A 14,145-nucleotide genomic window follows, 5' to 3' on the forward strand; every position below is an offset into this window, starting at 1 on the left:
CCAGCGGTTCGATCGCATTTGCATTCTCTGTAACGTGATTGTGCGAAATGCTCACCGCATTTCTGACTATTTCGTCTTTGCGACGTGGCGCGCCAACGATTTTATCGCAGTGGAGAGTTCTTCCTCCGACAGCCGCGCATATCCCAAGACCAAACCTGGCGGACTTGGATGTGCAAGGCGCATCGAATCAATGGGCTCGAGGCCAATGCTGGCGTGTGCGGCGCGATCGGCAATGTCGCGCGCGTCGGTGCCTTCTGGCAACTCGACATACAAATGCAACCCGGCTGCAATACCGTGAATGCGCCAGGATGGCAGGTATTGCTGCAGCGCCCCGACCAACGCATCGCGACGAGCTCGGTAGCGACGACGCACCGCGCGCAAATGGCGGTCGTACGTGCCTGTCGCGAGCAAGTGCGCCAGTGCGTATTGATCGAGAACGGGTGAGCCTAAATCAAGAAAGCTTCGCTCGGCGCAGCATTCATCGGAGTAGGGACCTTTTGGAACGACGAGCCAACCGAGGCGTAGGGCGGGCGCCAGGGATTTGCTCACGGAGCCGGCGAGGAATACGCGATCGGGGGCGAGGCCCTGAATGCAGCCGACGGGTTCGCGGTCGTATCGAAACTCGGCGTCGTAATTGTCCTCGAGGATGAACGTGTTGCGGCGGCGCGCCCATTGAACGAGTTCTGCCCGGCGGCGCGGCGAGAGTACGACGCCCGTGGGGAATTGGTGCGCCGGGGTGACGAGGACCACGTCGGCGTCGGTGCGATCGAGCATATCGACCCGAATGCCCTCTTCGTCGACGGGTACGCCAATGAGCGAATAGGCGCAATTCTCCAATAGCCCCCGCGAGCGATATCCGCTCGGATCCTCGACCGCGAGTCGCTTGCAGCCGCGGCGCGACAATAAACGGAGCGCTACGACGAACGATTGCGCCACGCCTGCCACGATGGCCACCTCTTCGACGTCGCACACTGCGGCGTTCACCCGTCGCAAATACGACGTGATCTCTTCCCGCAGGGCAAGCACGCCGCATGGATTGATGTATCCCAGGTCGGCATGCGCCACGGTGGCCAGTGCGTGGCGAATGGCCCATAGCCATCGGCCGCGCGGAAACGTGCTCAAGTCGGGGGTGCTGAATCGGAAATCGTAGCGAAAGGGGATCGCCCGATCCGGTTCCCAACCCCCGCCCACGTTGGGAGCGACCTTGCGGCGCCTCGAGACGGACTCCGTCGACGACTTGCACGCGACGCGCGTGCCGGAGCCTCGACGCGTCTCGAGGTAGCCCTCCGCGGTGAGCTGTTCGTACGCTTCCACGATCACCCCGCGCGACACACCGAGATCGGTCGCGAGTGCGCGCGTCGAGGGAAGGCGTGCGCCCACCGCGAGGCGTTGCTGACGAATGGCATCGCGCAGGGAAACCGTGACTTGCACCGCGAGGCGGCCCGAGCGCGCGTCGAGGATGATGGGAAGGTCCATGGAAAGTGGTCCTCGATTTTTGTCCGTAACTGGACCTTATTTCCATACCATGCCGAACCTACCCTCGCTGCATGGATCGAGGCATCGCGCGGGGGGTAGCAGCCGCATCGGTGGCACAATGGATCTTGGGCAGCTCGGCGGCCGTGTCGGCACTTCTCGTGGCCTATCCGGTCTTCGGCGGACAGGCGATTCGCTATGCGTTGGCGGCGCTCATTCTATTCGGCATTTGCCGCTTTCGCGGGCTCTCGTTCGTGCCGCTCCGCGGGTTCGATCTCGTGCGGCTCGTGCTCTTGGCGGCGACGGGGCTCGTTGGATTCAATGTTTGCATTCAGCTCGCCCTTCGTTACACGGCGCCGACGACCTTGGGCACCATCATTGGATGCACGCCGGTGGTTCTCGCACTGGTGACGCCGCTGCTTGCGCGCAAGCCTCCGAGCCTGCGGTTGCTCGGGGCAGGGGCCGTCGTGTCGGTGGGGGCCGGCATTGCGCAGGGCTTTGGCGGTGGGCACCCGCTCGGTTTTCTCTTCTCCGCCGGTGCGCTGGCGGGCGAGGTGCTCTTTTCGCTTCTTGCGGTGAGCCTTCTTCCCAAGTTGGGCCCTCTGCGTCTGTCGACGTACTTGTGCGTGCTGGCGGTGCCCATGTTCGCCATCATCGGGATTGCCGTGGATGGGTCGAACGTGCTGCGCATGCCCACGAACGCCGAGCTCTTTGCCCTCACGTACCTGACGCTCATCCTCAGCGCGCTCGGATTTCTCGTTTGGTATTCGGCCCTCGAGCGACTCGGGGCTGCACGCACGGGCCTCTTCTGCGGGCTCGCGCCCGTGGCCGCGGCCGCCACGTCGGCGATGCTCGGCACCGGCCGCCCCGGCCCCGCGGAGATCGCGGGCACCCTTCTGGTGGCGATTGGGGTCGTCTACGGGATTGGCGCGGGATAAAACAGAGTCATGAGCCGCCGCAACGATTCTCAGAAGTACATTGCACAGAATCGCGCGGCGACCTTCCATTACGACATATCGGAGCGGTTCGAGGCGGGCATCGTGTTGCGCGGCAGCGAGGTGAAGTCGCTGCGCGAAGGTCGCGCCACATTGAGCGAAGCCTACGCCGCCGTGGAGCAGGGCGAGGTGTGGCTGCGGCAGATGCATATTGCATCCTTCTTTGCCGCGCGCGCGTTTCCGCATGCGGAGAGGGGAGCCCGCAAACTGCTCTTGCACGCCAGGGAGATCCGTCACCTCGAGCGCGCCGTTTCGCGGGAAGGCTATACGCTGGTGCCGCTCAATCTGTATTTCAAAGAGGGATGGGTGAAGGTCACCCTGGGACTGGGCCGCGGCAAGAAGGCGCACGACAAGCGTGCCGTGCTCGCTGAAAAGACCGAGGCCCGTGAGGCCCTCGAAGAGCTCCGCGCTCGCCGCGACGGTTCCCGAAAGTAAGAGATGGCTGGGGTGGACCCCCAGCCCCTTGGCGTCCTCGGCGTCTTGACGGTTCAAATACCACCGGGCCCGCCATGTGACCCAGGTTAACTTGACACTGTTTGGTGTCACAGTTATCGTTGTTCCACATGACGGTGTTGCAGCGAATCTCCGACGTCGTGGGACTCATGGCCACGCCGTTGCGCCCCTCCCATTACCTGGAGCTCGTTCAACCGCTCTGGAGCACGCATCGCCTGCAGGCGCGCGTCGAGAGCGTGTGGGACGAAACGAGTGACACGCGCACGCTCACGTTGCGCCCGGGCCACGGCTTTCGCCGTCATCGCGCTGGGCAGCACGTGCGGGTCGGCGTGTCCGTCGGCGGCAGGCAGATGACGCGCACGTATTCCATTTCGTCGTCGCCCGATCGGAGCGACGGCCGCTTCACCATCACCGTGAAGCACGCAGGGCGAGTGTCCGGCTTCCTCGCGCGCGATGTTCGCCCGGGGCATCTCTTGTCCATTGGGCTTCCGCAAGGCGATTTCCACCTTCCCGATGCGGCGCCGGTTCGCCCGTTGTTCATCACCGCGGGCAGCGGCATCACGCCGGTCATGAGCATGTTGCGCACCTTCGTCCTGCGGTGGCACATGCCCGATACGTCGCACGTGCACTATGCACCGCACGCGCACGACGTCATCTTCGGCCGCGAGCTCGAGGGCATTGCCGCGAAGCTCCCGAATTACCGCTTTCATCCCATGTTCACGCGCGACGGCCATGGCCCGCGCCATTTCTCCGAGGCCCAGCTCGAGGAGCTCTGCCCCGATTGGCGTGAGCGCGATGTGTGGGCTTGCGGCCCGCAAAGCTTGCTCGACGACGTGACCGCATGCTTCGAGCGCGCGGGGCGGGCGCGCTATCTCCATATCGAGCGATTCACCGCGCCGCTCGCACGGCTTCCCGCGAACCTCACCGGCGGAACGGTGCTCTTTCGCCGCAGCGGCGTCGAGGTGCGCGCCGACGGCAAAAAAGCGCTGCTCCGCGTCGCCGAAGATGCCTCCATCGCGGCACCGCACGGCTGCCGCATGGGCGTCTGCCACACGTGCGATGCGACGATGGTCTCGGGCTGCGTGCGCGACCTTCGAACCGGTCTGGAAGTCAACGAACCTGGCTCGCGCATTCAATTGTGCGTGTGCGCGGCCGCTGGAAACGTGGAGATCGAGCTATGAATGCTGCTGCCAACCGACTCCCCGTCAACCTCGACGATGCGGACATCGAAGCGGTGGGCCGCGAGCTCGACGCCATTCAACACGAGATCAAATCGAGCCTCGGGGAAGCCGATCGGCGCTACATTTGGCGACTGATCAAGCTTCAACGGAGCCTGGCGCTGGTTTCGCGCCTGATCATCTTCGCGAGCCTCGGATTCCTGCCGCGTTGGGGGCATGTCTTGTCCGGATGGCTGCCGTTTGCCATCGTCATGGCCATCGGCACATTCGGGCTCGGCTTGGCGAAGATTCTCGAGAACATGGAGATTGGCCACAACGTGATCCACGGCCAATGGGATTGGATGCACGATCCCGAAGTCCATTCGAGCACATGGGAGTGGGACAACGTTTGTCCGGCGGACCAGTGGAAGCACTCGCACAACGTGGTTCACCACACGTGGACCAACGTCCTTGGCAAGGATCGCGACGTCGGTTACGAGATTATGCGCGTCACGCCGGAGCAGCCCTGGCACCCCGTGTTCCTGCTTCAACCGATTTTCAATCTCTTGCTCGCGCTTCTCTTCGAATGGGGTGTGGCCCTTCACGATCTGGATATCCATGCCATGCGGCGACGCCGCGGCCTGGTGGACGAAGACCGCCGGATCCTTGCCGGTATTGGCAAAAAGGCCGCCCGGCAGGTCATGAAGGATTACGTGTTGTGGCCGCTGCTCGCGGGGCCCTTCTTCCTTTACGTGCTCGGCGCCAATGTCGTGGCCAACTTGATGCGCAACCTGTGGGCGTACATGATCATCTTTTGCGGGCACTTTCCCGAAGGCGTGCACGTCTTCCACGAGGCGCAAATCGAGAACGAGACGCGCGGGCGATGGTACGTGCGGCAGCTTCTCGGCTCGTGCAACATCGAGGGTGGCAAGGTGTTCCATGTCCTGAGCGGCAACCTGAGTCATCAGATCGAGCACCATCTCTTCCCGGACATGCCCAGCCATCGCTACCCGCAGGTCGCGCCGCGGGTGCGGGCCCTTTGCGCGCGGTATGGAATTCCGTACAACACGGGCTCGCTGACGCGCCAATTCGGTACGACCACCGCCAAAATTCTGCGACTCTCTTTCCCTGGAAACCATGACCGAGCCGAATCCGACTACCGAGCCGCCGGCGTACACCATTGACGAGCTCGCGGCGCTCACCCGCGTCCCCAGCCGCACGATACGCTTTTATCAATCGCGCGGGGCCCTCATGGCCCCCGAGATTCGCGGGCGCGTCGCCTACTACGGGCCCGCGCACATCGAACGGCTCAAGCTCATTGCGCAGCTTCAAGACCGCGGATTGCGCGTCGATGCCATTCGTGACTTCGTGAAGACCATCGAGCGCGGCGAGCTCGATCTGGCCGAGTGGCTCGGCATCGAGCGCCAGATGCAGGCCCCTTGGGCGCACGATCAGCCGCGCACGGTGACCGAGGCGGAGCTTTACGAACTCGCGGGCTCGCAGCGAGCCGGCCTCATTGCCGATCTCTGTCGCGTCGGCATCGTCGAGCGGCGCGGCGACGTCTACCTCGTGGCCAGCCCCGCGCTCCTCTCCGTGGCCATGCGCCTCGAGGGCGTGGGCATCGATCTGGATACCGCCGGCGGCGCCTCGGCCATCCTTCGCAAGCACCTGGGCCGCGCCGTCAACGACCTGGTCGACTACTTCGTCTCCCGCGCAAAAGACGGCCACGTCGATGCCTCCAATCCGGAAAAGCTCTTCGAGGCATTCCGCATCAGCGGCATCGAATCCGTGCGCCTCCTCTTCGGCCGCGAAATGGAGCAAGCCCTGCGCAAACTGCTCGCATCGGGCAAGATCACCACACTCTCGGTCCGCGCCAAGAAGCGAAAAAAGGGTTAGCGCCACGAGGTTCACCCGTGGACAACGCGCACCACGATGACGCAAAAGGCAAGTAGGCCAATGAACGAGAAGTAGGTTGCGGTTGCCAACGGGCCCGGCCCTGCGGCGATACCACGCCCGCGAAGAAATCGGACCGCGTTGAAGAGGGCCAGCGCGGGCGGGATCGCGAGAAGCCACACCACCATGGAGTCGCGATTGCCTTCGCTCCACGGAGAGACCAACCCGATCATCAGAGCCGATGCCAGAACGGCGAAGCCCACGGCGATGAGCATGGCGGGAGCCGTACCTACTTCGCTCGAATAGAGTTTCTCCCCCGGCTTTGACGACTGCGGCCAAGCTGTCTTTCGTGCGACTTCCCAGTGCAAGTACATGAAAATGGTCGCTGCTCCCGCCAGCGCGCCCCGCATGCTAACTGCGCTGCCACATCGCTCGGCATGGGCCACGCAGACGTACACGGCTTGGGCGCAGAAGATGAGAACCCAGACGGGTAGGGCGAAGAACATTCCGTCGCGATAGCGTCCCCACTTCTTCTCGAGTACCCAGAGAACGAGGCTGTGGACGACGATGAAGGCGAGCGCCGCTGTTCTCGCTATGGATAAGGTCGCGTTGAAGCCGAGCAAGACGACTGCTGTTACGCCTAGCGTCCAATAGAGCTCTGGGAAGGTAACGTCCCCGCGCACCAAGGGCCGGTTCGGTTTATACGCCTTGTCGTATTCGTAGTCTCTCAATTCATCCGCGACCCGCATATAATAAGTTATCCCGAGAACGCTCAGCAGTGTTTCTAGCAGATCACGGGTGGGGGCCCACGCCTGCTCTCCGCATGTTACCCAGTGCAACGCTCCGTCGAGTGCGATTGTCCAGATTCCAAACCAAGGCACGTAAAACCGCAAAGGAAAGCGTTCGAGGCTGAATCGACCGATGGCCTCAAGTCGCGTGGTTAGCGCCTTCATGCGTCGAGCACCGTCACGAGACCGGAGGAGCCGTCCACACGAACACGAGAACCCTCACGGATGCTGGTGGTTGCATTCATTGCCCCGACGACGGTAGGAATTCCAAATTGCCGTCCTGTGATCGCCGTGTGCGAGAGCATGCTCCCCCGTTCGACGACAATGCCGCTCGAGGCCAGCATGAGGAACAGCCATCCGGGGTCGGTCTCGCGCGCGACCAAAATTTCGCTCCTGTCAAGGCCATCGATCGCCCCGGGATCCAACACGATGCGGGCGCGGCCCTCAACCACCCCGGTGCTCGACCCGATGCCCTGAATGACTCGGGCGTCTACGAGGCTATTTCCCATCAGCTTCGGAATGTTTCCCTGGACTGTACCCACCGTAGTGAAGTCACGGGGTGGGGTCGACTTTGCATGCAGCTCGTATTCTTGCCGTCGCAGATCGACGAGCGCGCGCAAGTTCGAGGTAACCCCGTGACCCTCGAAATAGCCGAAGATCTCGTCGATGGTCAGGTGATGGATTATCCTGGAGCGTTGCGAGGACGTCACGTTCGACCAGGCGTTGGCCAAGAATTTTGAATATCTTCTTGCAATGGCCAAATAACTCACCTCTCCAGAATCGGCTGTCCTCTCGATGGGCGATGACCCGTCGTAGGTGATCCAATACGAATCTTATTGCGGCAATACGCAGGGGATGACCGGCGAGGAGAACCTCCAGGCGTGCTTCTGCCTCTTTGCGTACATTTCCATCGGATTTTATCAACTCTTCCACCGTGAGGCGACGTCGGACGTACGCGCGAAGCAGCCGTACGAGTTCCCACGGGGTTTCCCTAAGGTTTTCGCGTTCCATGTTCAGTTCTTGAATGCCGCGATCGCCATAGTCTCGTAGGTGTTTTTGGAATGCCTCGACGATATCATCTGGCCAATTGGCAGCCTCGAAGTCTTGCCAAATGTTTTCGACCTCCTCCGTCTCAAAAAGGGTGGAAAGGCGTGCATCCTTTCGGATCAACTCGGCGAGGCGAACGGCCGACAAGAGGATGCGCACGCTGGTGTGCGGCTCCCCCCCGCAGAGAAGGCCGCTGAGGAGTGAGTTCGGATCCTTTTCATCTGTCCAACGCAGGATGAGCTTTCGGGCTAGCGGAAAGTACGTATTGATGAGCGAATGGTTCGTGAGCGTGATTCCCCAGCGATTCCCCGCTTCCTTCCACACGCGACGAAATTCCGCGATGAGAACGAGCGGATCTTCTTTGGTGAGATCGCGTGTCCGCAGCTCGGCGCGCATCGCTTGCCACCACTCTGCAAATCGAGCAAAATTTCGATCTAGCGTCAGCGCCCGAGCGCCCGAGTAGACGAGCGCACGCGTCAGTGCGCCGCCGTACGCTGGCAGGCTTTCGAAACTCTGGCGCTCCCCGGGTAGCCGGATATAGATCGAGCTATCGAGCTGAAGGACCTCTTCCAAATCGCGCTTGAATGGGCCCAAACTCAACACCGGATTGATGCCGTTGACCCACAGCAGGTTCGATAGGCTGTGATAAACCCGACCGTCGATGAACCCCAGCATGCGCCGAAAGGCCGGGGCATTGTCTCGGAGGGTGCGTTCGTCCGCACCGCCCATCCGTCGGATGTAATCGTAGAAAACGCTCTCGTAAAAGTGACTGGCCATCGAGTAGGTAAGCGCCGTAGTGACCCCGGGAAAACTCTCCGACACATTGGCGTTGCTCCACACGCGGATTCGACGAAAATCGAAGGCGATCGGCCGCGACTGGAGGACGTGGAGGGCTCCGTCTTCCGTGAATGTTCCTTCGATGTCTTGGGGGCTTCCGAACACCCGCTCGATGTCACGCGCGATATTGGCTACTCGTTCGACCTCCGCGTCGGAGAGGCAGGCCCGGTTTCGGAGGTCAACGGGCACGTCCTGCGCGACGAGCTCGCCCGCTCTCGCCGGATCGCGGCACAACATCTGCTCCTTGCAAGTGATTTTTCTCTCGATTGCACCACTCACCGGGTTGACGAAGTAGTGATCGGCGCCGACTCTTTCTTGGACGATGCCTTCACCAATCCCGTACCCCGCCACGATGACCGTGTCGCGCGCAGTTGTCTTCGGATTGCAGGTAAAGGCTACGAACGAGCGTTTGCCCGGGATCATGGCCTGCACGCCCACCGCCACGGCGGATCGAGAGGGATTCATACCCCGCGCCGAGCGATACACGAGAGCTCCTACGCTGAAACAAGACGCCCAGCATCGGCGAATCCGGTCGAGCAGCTGGTCACGCTGGACGTACAAGTGGGTCTCGCTCAAGCCCGCGAACGGATTTGCTTCGGAGTCTTCGCTGTCGTCTGCCGCGTCGCCGATGATGGACGCCCTCACCGCGACCTCGGTTCCCTGCGGAAACATGTGATCGAAGGCACGATAGATCTCATGCTCGAGATGGGGGCCAATGGGAAGTGAGGAAAACAGCGCACGAATTCGGTTTGACGTGCGCTGGATAGAGTCCCGAGAGCCGTAGTCCGTATCGGCGAGTGCACGCGCGATATCCGAACGAATGGGTAAGATGGTTCTCCGAAAGGAGTCGCCCGTCAAGCAGAAGAACGATGGAATGGGAAAACTGGCTCGATGCAGCAGGTGTTGGCGAGCGAACTTTTGGCCCACCTGAAAGGGATTGCTTGCGCCAGAAATAGGCACGATGTCGAGATCTCGTTGTTCAGTGCTCATGATCAAGGTCCGGTAGATGCCCCGTGAGGGTTCTCGGCGTACGCGCACGCCGCTCGGTAAAATACGTCTTCGGGTTGTTGCGTAACGATACCCGTGCCCATGGCCGTTCGAAGTCGGCCGATATCCATACACTGGGAATTTGCCATCAAGGCCAGGCGCTCCGCCCACGCTTGGGTAAGCCGCGTTGGCACGGACGATAACGCCGAAGAGATCACACCGGGGTTGCCGATCCGAATAAGCGGTGGGGGTAACCCCAACGTTCGGCCAAGGATGGTCGTTGCATCGGACAGGGCAATGGGTCGCGTGTAGGCAACGTTGTAAGCCAGTTGCTCGACGGTGGTCGATGCGATGCGTTGCACGAGCCAAGCGACAACTTTTGCGTAGTCGTCGACGTCGATGATGGAATAGCGCGTAGTGTCGGCCCCTAGTTGTAGCCGCCGTGCGAGCGAATTCGCCATGGTGGGGACGATGAACCGATCTCCTTGGCCGATGATGAATCGAGGGCGCAATATGTACGCATGAATCTTTCTCTCCGATGCGAACCTCAGAATGACGTCTTCGGCCTCAGCCCGGGAATGGGCGAGCGGCGTGGCGGGCCGAATGGGCGCGCCTTCCGCCGCGGGGGACGACGAGGGCGGCCCGTACACCGACATCGAGCTCCCGTAGATGATTCCCCTGCAGCGATCGTCGAGTGATTGCATGACCTGACGCGTGCCCCCCACGTTGATTCGCTGGAATCCCGTACCGTCGAGATCGCGCTGCTTGGTCGCGAAGTGGAGGAGTACGTAGGGGGCTTTTGGAAAGAAGTCGCGCGGTACCTCGGGTAGTGCGCCACGAACGACGATTCGATTGGGGGCAGGCGCTATTTCACGACCGGCGCGAAGGAGGCAACGAGCGGCGCCTGCCGCCGTGCGTAGGACGGCGGACCCTACGAATCCGGTGCCGCCCAAAAGTGCTATTTGCAACATCGCCATCCGCTTCTTCCTGTCACCAGATGGCGGGGATGATTCGCTTTCGCTTGACCGCGTAGTCTCTGTACCCCGGCAGGGATTCGAATAGCAGCGTCTCCTCGGTGCGGATACGCCAAATGACGGCTGGTACGAAGACCAGGAAGAGCACGAAGATGGCCGCCCAATTCGGGACGGCCGTCACGAGCCCCGCGTGCGCGAGGAGCATTCCGCTGTATGCAGGATGCCGCAACGTCCGATAGACGCCGTGGGTGACGAGCAGGTTCGGCTCGGGCGTACGGACGCGATGCGAATACGCGCGACCCAGATGACGAATGGCAAACAGCCGTAGAGCAATACCACCGACGAAAATCAGGCAGCCAAGAAGTACGATGGGCGCGGCAGGCCGACGTGTGGGGCATGCAAGAGTCGTTAGCAATGTGAGCAGCCGCCCAACGGCGTAAACCTCGAGTGTGCCATTGTCGCGCTGGGCAACGGCCTTGCGGCCCTCACCCCAAGTGATTCTTGCTTCGAGAAGCAACCATGCGCCGTAGCCGAGAAAGAGAATCGTGGCGAAGGGCGCTATGTCCGGTGGAAGTTGTTGGCATTTGATGGGGCCCAAGATGGCTAAGGCCAGCAAGGCAGAGCAAAATACCAGCAGGGGCGAGAAACGGTGCAGACGGTTCACGACGGTCCCTCGCGAAAGGTGACGCTTGTCAGCCTCGCGATCGCGCAGCAGATACCGTCCTGATGAATCTCCACGATGGACCAAACCTTTCTTTCATGTCCTTCGGATGCGATGTTCGAGTGATATTCCGGAACTCGATACGAAGATAAACAACGTATGTCGAGCGGCACGTCCGGGGTGGCGAAGTGATGGTAGTGGATATCGATTTGCGTGAGGGTTAGACGCCAGTCGAGTGGTAATCCCACGAGGTGTGCAGTGGCAAGCATGGCCTGACGGGCGACCTCCGTGAGGAGAAGGCCCTGAACGTGCGACGATGGGTGATCGAAACGAATTTCCGGCGTGCTCGTTCGTGCCCGGAAGGAGAACAACGCTCCGATCCGAGTCACATCGCCCAGCATCACGTTCGAGGGGTCGACCTTGTGGACGAGGTTCGGATCGATTGGGGCGAAATGAGACCCACCTGCCTCGTCCGAGCGTCCAGGAAAATCGGCTTGCACGCGTTCGAGCAAGCGGGCTGCGGCGAGCATGTGCCGCTCGTGGAGAGGGCACCCTACGCCCATGGGTTTCGGCGTGCGCTCGGCCCACTTCTTCAGCTCGCCGCCGGTGCCACCCAGATAGATTCCGCAATGGTCCTGAAGAACGGTGGCGAAAAACTCGGCCTGCGCGGCATTCTCGACGAGGATGCGACGTGGATGGTCGACACGGTCGAAGAGCTCCTCCGGCAAAATGACGAAGTGTCGACTATCGGGTCGTTCAATGATAAGATTAGCTGATACATGTGATTGATATTTTGTTTGCTTCGAATCCAATGCGAAGAATGCGCTGGCCGGTGAAGCCTGCTCCGCCCGCACCACTTGCTCGTGGCCGTTCGCGATGTAATACGCATTGACGATTCCTGGGCCGGCGCCAAATGCGGACATGTAGACCCGGGTTCGCCCGCGCGGCTTTCGGGACAAACCTTCGCACAAGCTGACCCCCACGCTTGCGCCCGCGGTATTTCCCCGATGGGCGATGGTCTCTACGAGCTCGGACGACGGGAAGCATTGACGGTGAAGCTCGTGCATGAGCGAAGAATTGGCCTGATGCGGAATGAACATTTGGACGTCCGGACGAGAGATGCCGTGTTCCTCGCAGTGTCGCAGAATGGATCGGTGCACCATCGCTCGCACGAAATTCCCGACCACTCGCCCTTGCATGAGAAGCTTTCCCGGTTGGGAACCGTGATAATCGAGGGTGAGCGCCGCGTTCATTGCCTTGTCGAGGCCAATGAGCGCCGGCGATGTGACTCGATAGTCGACGCGATTGTCCACCGCGTGAAACCCCACGCCGGGCTCCTCCGACGGCGCGAGAAGTATGGCGACGCATGCATCTGCGAAGAGGTAACGTGTCATCCCCTCCGTGCCTGCAGAGCGGTAATCCTCGAAGGTCACTACCAAGCATTTTCGTTGGTGGATGCGCACCCAGTCAACTGCCGTGCCAATCAGCGCCAGGTACGCCGCGCAGCCGCCAACACTACTCAGTGCACCCGCGTTGGGCAGGCCGAGCCTCACACGCAGATCCGAAGCCGGATCAGGCATGACTCGTATCGATGGTAATGCCATGGCGCTGCCGGTCGTGTAGAACACCATGCCTATTTCATCGAGCGCACTATCCGCGGTAGCAGCTCGTGCCGCCGTCAACGCGATCTCCATGGGTAATGACTCACCCGGCAGCCAATATCGGCGCGTCTCGACATTGGCCATCCGGAGCGCCTTGCTTGCGCGCGCGCGAGGAGCTCCTCCCAACTGCAACGCCTTCTCGTTGGATTCCGAGACAGATGGGATGATATCGACGATTCGCTCGACGACGACGGAGATAGGCGACATCATATTGAATACGAGTCCAGAAGTCGATGATCGTTGCCGTCGACTGCCAAGGGTTGACACTGCCAAGAGCGCGCCCGCGACGCGTTTAGTGTCCAGGTGTTTTGGTTAACACCGGAGTGATCTCCTGCAATAGTGTTAACTCAATATATCCGAATGTAAATCAGTCGGTGTCGATGTTTGTTCTGGAAATCGTCGCGAATGTGTCACGAAGTCAGCTGTGCGGCGTTTTGTCGAGAAAATTCAGGATCTCCGCGACCAACTCTTCGGGCCTTTCCCACACCACGAGGTGGCCGCTATCGATCTCACGATAAATGCTGCCACGGATGGCGCGGTGCATGGCGCGCGCATTCTCTACGGGAACCAGTTGATCTTGAGTGAGGCCAACCACCAGCGTTGGCGTTTGGATTGAAGGCAGAAACGCTTCGACGGTGGCGCGCCCGACGAGTTCGATCTGCCGAATGATGTTTGCCGTAACCTCGATACCCTCGAGGCTCTGCGCGAGGGCTTGCCGATCCTGCGCACCCAAGTGCCGAGGGCTAAATAGATAAAGGGTGAGGAATTTTCGATAAATGTCCAAGTCGGCATCCGCCAGCTTCCGCCACAATCCGACGACGAGTTCCTGACGGGGGTCGGCATGGGTGACCCAACCGGCAATGAGCACGAGCTTCTTGACCAACTCGGGATGTTTCGCTGCCAGCGAAGCCGCAACGAGAGAGCCAAGAGAAAAACCCACGAGTTCGACGGGACCCGCGTCTGCAGCAAGGATCGAGGCGGCCACCTGCTCGACGGCAAGATTCAGATCGATGTCGCCGCCGGGATCGGTAGTTTCTCCGCTCCCCGCATAGTTCGGTGTTATGACCTGACGCCGGTCGTCGAAGCGAGCCCGCAGGTGTCCCCAGTTGGCTTCGGAGTTGCCACCAGCGCCGTGAACCAGGACTAAGGGGTTGCCGCTACCTGTTGCAATGTAGTGTACGCTTGTGCCGGATGCCGAGATGGTCGTTGCCATATGATT

General features: G+C 61.1%; 13 protein-coding genes. 5 read left to right on the top strand and 8 right to left on the bottom strand.

The genetic code is table 11. From position 1 onward, the window contains the following. Positions 1-66 precede the first annotated feature (66 nt). Positions 67-1,476, bottom strand: coding sequence for a PLP-dependent aminotransferase family protein (locus tag LZC95_06410; protein ID WXA96471.1), 1,410 nt, complete (start codon positions 1,474-1,476; stop codon positions 67-69). Between the two features lie 71 nt (positions 1,477-1,547). Here LZC95_06410 and LZC95_06415 point away from each other — a divergent pair, with 71 nt between their 5' ends. The 5 genes from LZC95_06415 (at position 1,548) to LZC95_06435 (ending at position 5,974) form a co-directional block, all read left to right on the top strand. After that, the gene (locus tag LZC95_06415) at positions 1,548-2,411 is read left to right on the top strand and encodes a DMT family transporter (GenBank protein WXA96472.1); all 864 of its coding nucleotides are present in this window, start codon (positions 1,548-1,550) and stop codon (positions 2,409-2,411) included. A 9-nt stretch (positions 2,412-2,420) separates the two neighbouring features. Further along, on the top strand, positions 2,421-2,903 hold the full coding sequence (gene smpB / locus LZC95_06420; GenBank protein WXA96473.1) for an SsrA-binding protein SmpB: 483 nt from the start codon (positions 2,421-2,423) through the stop codon (positions 2,901-2,903). Between the two features lie 134 nt (positions 2,904-3,037). After that, complete coding sequence (locus tag LZC95_06425) at positions 3,038-4,102, top strand: ferredoxin reductase (protein WXA96474.1); 1,065 nt, start codon at positions 3,038-3,040, stop codon at positions 4,100-4,102. Further along, on the top strand, positions 4,099-5,262 hold the full coding sequence (locus LZC95_06430; GenBank protein ID WXA96475.1) for an acyl-CoA desaturase: 1,164 nt from the start codon (positions 4,099-4,101) through the stop codon (positions 5,260-5,262). The genes LZC95_06425 and LZC95_06430 overlap by 4 nt, the downstream gene beginning before the upstream one ends. Continuing rightward, complete coding sequence (locus LZC95_06435; protein ID WXA96476.1) at positions 5,216-5,974, top strand: MerR family transcriptional regulator; 759 nt, start codon at positions 5,216-5,218, stop codon at positions 5,972-5,974. The genes LZC95_06430 and LZC95_06435 overlap by 47 nt, the downstream gene beginning before the upstream one ends. A gap of 11 nt (positions 5,975-5,985) precedes the next feature. Here the strand turns inward: LZC95_06435 and LZC95_06440 are convergent, their stop codons facing one another. From LZC95_06440 to LZC95_06470, 7 genes are all read right to left on the bottom strand, one after another. Beyond that, a complete protein-coding gene (locus LZC95_06440) occupies positions 5,986-6,720 on the bottom strand; it encodes a hypothetical protein (protein WXA96477.1) in 735 nt (244 codons plus the stop codon). A 200-nt stretch (positions 6,721-6,920) separates the two neighbouring features. Beyond that, positions 6,921-7,268 (bottom strand): hypothetical protein, encoded by a 348-nt coding sequence (locus LZC95_06445; protein ID WXA96478.1) that lies wholly within the window; start codon positions 7,266-7,268, stop codon positions 6,921-6,923. Positions 7,269-7,311: 43 nt separating this feature from the next. Continuing rightward, entirely contained in the window at positions 7,312-9,681 is a 2,370-nt protein-coding gene (locus LZC95_06450) for a phosphoenolpyruvate synthase (protein ID WXA96479.1), read from the bottom strand. Further along, positions 9,636-10,601 carry an NAD(P)-dependent oxidoreductase gene (locus LZC95_06455; protein ID WXA96480.1) on the bottom strand — a complete coding sequence of 322 codons (966 nt, stop codon included), beginning with the start codon at positions 10,599-10,601 and terminating at the stop codon, positions 9,636-9,638. The genes LZC95_06450 and LZC95_06455 overlap by 46 nt, the downstream gene beginning before the upstream one ends. A 19-nt stretch (positions 10,602-10,620) precedes the next feature. After that, positions 10,621-11,268, bottom strand: a complete 648-nt coding sequence (locus LZC95_06460; GenBank protein WXA96481.1) for an isoprenylcysteine carboxylmethyltransferase family protein — start codon at positions 11,266-11,268, stop codon at positions 10,621-10,623. Beyond that, positions 11,265-13,136, bottom strand: coding sequence for a hypothetical protein (locus LZC95_06465; GenBank protein WXA96482.1), 1,872 nt, complete (start codon positions 13,134-13,136; stop codon positions 11,265-11,267). The genes LZC95_06460 and LZC95_06465 overlap by 4 nt, the downstream gene beginning before the upstream one ends. 208 nt (positions 13,137-13,344) lie before the next feature. Continuing rightward, the gene (locus tag LZC95_06470; protein ID WXA96483.1) at positions 13,345-14,139 is read right to left on the bottom strand and encodes an alpha/beta hydrolase; all 795 of its coding nucleotides are present in this window, start codon (positions 14,137-14,139) and stop codon (positions 13,345-13,347) included. Positions 14,140-14,145 lie beyond the last annotated feature (6 nt).

Source organism: Sorangiineae bacterium MSr12523, assembly GCA_037157775.1.
GTDB lineage: Bacteria > Myxococcota_A > Polyangia > Polyangiales > Polyangiaceae > Pendulispora > Pendulispora brunnea.

Bases quoted from the DNA above. Each gene is read 5' to 3' on its own strand.
- LZC95_06435 (WXA96476.1), top strand. From the start codon at position 5,216: ATGACCGAGCCGAATCCGACTACCGAGCCGCCGGCGTACACCATTGAC.
- smpB (WXA96473.1), top strand. From the start codon at position 2,421: ATGAGCCGCCGCAACGATTCTCAGAAGTACATTGCACAGAATCGCGCG.
- LZC95_06430 (WXA96475.1), top strand. From the start codon at position 4,099: ATGAATGCTGCTGCCAACCGACTCCCCGTCAACCTCGACGATGCGGAC.
- LZC95_06445 (WXA96478.1), bottom strand. From the start codon at position 7,268: ATGGGAAATAGCCTCGTAGACGCCCGAGTCATTCAGGGCATCGGGTCG.
- LZC95_06415 (WXA96472.1), top strand. From the start codon at position 1,548: ATGGATCGAGGCATCGCGCGGGGGGTAGCAGCCGCATCGGTGGCACAA.
- LZC95_06465 (WXA96482.1), bottom strand. From the start codon at position 13,136: ATGATGTCGCCTATCTCCGTCGTCGTCGAGCGAATCGTCGATATCATC.
- LZC95_06470 (WXA96483.1), bottom strand. From the start codon at position 14,139: ATGGCAACGACCATCTCGGCATCCGGCACAAGCGTACACTACATTGCA.
- LZC95_06440 (WXA96477.1), bottom strand. From the start codon at position 6,720: ATGCGGGTCGCGGATGAATTGAGAGACTACGAATACGACAAGGCGTAT.
- LZC95_06455 (WXA96480.1), bottom strand. From the start codon at position 10,601: ATGTTGCAAATAGCACTTTTGGGCGGCACCGGATTCGTAGGGTCCGCC.
- LZC95_06410 (WXA96471.1), bottom strand. From the start codon at position 1,476: ATGGACCTTCCCATCATCCTCGACGCGCGCTCGGGCCGCCTCGCGGTG.